This window comes from Massilimicrobiota sp. mt181 (assembly GCF_055420065.1).
Genome location: NZ_JBVAYN010000052.1, coordinates 1 through 2,599, shown reverse-complemented (window position 1 = coordinate 2,599; position 2,599 = coordinate 1). Strand labels below are relative to the sequence as shown.

The following is a 2,599-nucleotide window of genomic DNA, read 5'->3' as shown; positions in this document are numbered from 1 at the left end:
TGATTATTCGCATGTAAAAGCACTGGTAGTCGCAGACATCTGCACCACCTCAATCGCATAAAGTGCACCACTTATATTTATACACAATTATAGTCAATCATGTCCAAACATGATTGACCTTTGTAAAAAATTAATTTTTGATTCTAAAGTTTTCATTACCCATATACACATCTATTCTATTATGAATGATTCTATCAAGCAATGCCTCTGTTAATGTCGATTTATGCAATTTATCATACCAGTCTCCAGATGGATACTGACTGCAGAAAATTGTTGAACATTTATCATGTCTTACCTCCATAAGCTCAGATATAAACTGTTTTTCTTTATCAGTCATTTCATACATTAACCATTCATCTAATACAAGCAGATCGTATTTTGCATATTTCTTAACTACTTGTGATAGACTTTTACCCATATTCCTCAGTTCATTATACTTTTCTAATAGCTCAGGCATTCTAATGTAAAATATTTTATATTTTTGTTTTGCCGCTTCATTTGCTAATGCACATGAGAGCCATGTTTTCCCTGTACCACATGGTCCATGAATAATGATGTTGGTTTTTAATGTAATATAATTACATGTAGCCAGTGAGCTAATCAGCTGATGTGTAATGCTTCGATTGTCAGTATAGTGAATATCTCTTAGATCTGCATCTACATAGCGTAATTTAGCCGATTTCTTTAATCTTCTTACCGTTTCGTTATATCTTTGCTGATAAACAAAGTCGATGACCATATTTATTTTTTCATCAAATGTCAAAGTAATATAAGCAGGATTTGTTTCAATCAATTTAATGGCATCTACAACATCTATAATCCCAATTTCTGATGCTTTTCTTACAGTTTCATTATCTATCATTTTGATTTGCCTCCGTAGAACTCTGCACCTCTCAGGTGTCCTGTCGTTTTTCTTTCTTCAGATGCATTTTCTTGTTTTCCCAGTTTATCTTGATTATTAGATAGAATGGCATTAAGATGTTTATATCTAGGTGATGGATATTTACTTAAAGCTATCTGGCAGGATAATTCAAGTCTTTCATTTGAATATTTATCACTTAGATGTAATACACTCATTGCAGGGTTATAACCCTGTTCCTTAACTTTACATCTTTCAAATATAATCTCTACAACCTTTCTTGTGTAGGGTCCGATTTTGCTCGCCCATTTTTTTATACGCACATCATCCCACTCACTTACTTTTACTGATTCAGGCATATCCTGTTCATAGGTAGAATATTTATTCTTTATATAGGCAGGAAACAGCTTGTGGATGTTGATTCGCTTGTTTTGATAATAAATAGTCAATGTTGTTTCTGACACTTTTAGATCAACAGATTTGCCTACATATTCATAAGGAACTGAATACCAGTTTTTTTGATAAGTGATATGACAATTGACTTGTACTTTTCTGGAATAAAACCAATGACATACTTCAAAAGGTATTTCAGGAAGTGGTTTAAGTGCCTGCTTTTCAACAGCTTCAAATATTTCTTTTCTGCTTCCATCTCTTTTCTGGAATGGAGTAGTATTAAACTCATCAAGCTTTTCTCTTACTGCTTGATAAAGTTCTTCGAATGAATGAAACTCTACATTTCTTAATGATGCAATAATGGTTGTAGCTATTTTGCCAACGGTACCTTCGACACTCGCTTTCTGCTTAGGTTTTCTGACTTGTGCAGGCATAATAGCTGTCATATAATGATTTCCAAAATCAGAATACATATCTGTGAGAATGATTTCTCCTTCTTTAGGATGACTGACAACACCTGTTTTAAGATTGTCACATACAATTCTGACTGTTGAACCACCGAAGTATTCAAACATATGTTTATTACAGTTAATCCATGTATTCATTTTCATATCCTTGGTAGGTTCCACATAAGAATATTGAGAAAATGGTAAAGTTGCGACAAACAGATAAACTTTAACCAATTCACCAGTAGAAGGAACCATGTAATGCATTGTAGGCCCGGACCAATCAATTTCTGTACGAATCCCGGGTTTGTGTTCAATGTGGTTGGTATAGTTGTGTCTTTCGACATGTTGAGCATAACCTCTACAATATTTTGAGTAACTTACTGGATATTTACCATCCTTAGCACTCAAGCAATATTCTTTCCATAATAGTTTTAAGTTAACACCAGGCTTAGACAATTCTTTATGAACATAGTCATAATCCACTGCTAAATAAATGTTTTCAGATTCGTACATTTCAGGGAAAAATAATTTACCCAGCTCATCATCTGAGTACTGATCAATAGTACTGACATCAAATTGAAGCACCTCCATTCTATGTTTTGTTTTGGATGAGGTATGTTTACTAATATGATATTGTTTGGATATCGTATTGAGGGATATGCCTCGATCAATCAATTGTAAACATAGTCTCAAATTGAATTTTACAGCCATAATAAAAGCTCCTTTCATATAATATTAGAGACAAAGTCTCCAACATTATAATAATATAAAAAAGACCACCTATAATATAAAAGGTGGTGCAGTTGCGTATATTCAATAATATCATCTCAGTGGTGTAGTTGTTGAAATTGGTGGTGCACTTTATGCTATTGATGGTGCAGTTCATTGCAAATAATCA

At 33.2% G+C, this 2,599-nt stretch carries 2 protein-coding genes; both read right to left on the bottom strand.

What is annotated here, in order from left to right:
* Positions 1-130: 130 nt before the first annotated feature.
* On the bottom strand, positions 131-862 hold the full coding sequence (locus tag ACZYT4_RS13935) for an ATP-binding protein (RefSeq protein ID WP_463786941.1): 732 nt from the start codon (positions 860-862) through the stop codon (positions 131-133).
* Positions 859-2,412, bottom strand: coding sequence for an IS21 family transposase (istA, locus tag ACZYT4_RS13930; RefSeq protein ID WP_463786939.1), 1,554 nt, complete (start codon positions 2,410-2,412; stop codon positions 859-861). Before istA ends, ACZYT4_RS13935 begins: the two co-directional genes overlap by 4 nt.
* Positions 2,413-2,599 lie beyond the last annotated feature (187 nt).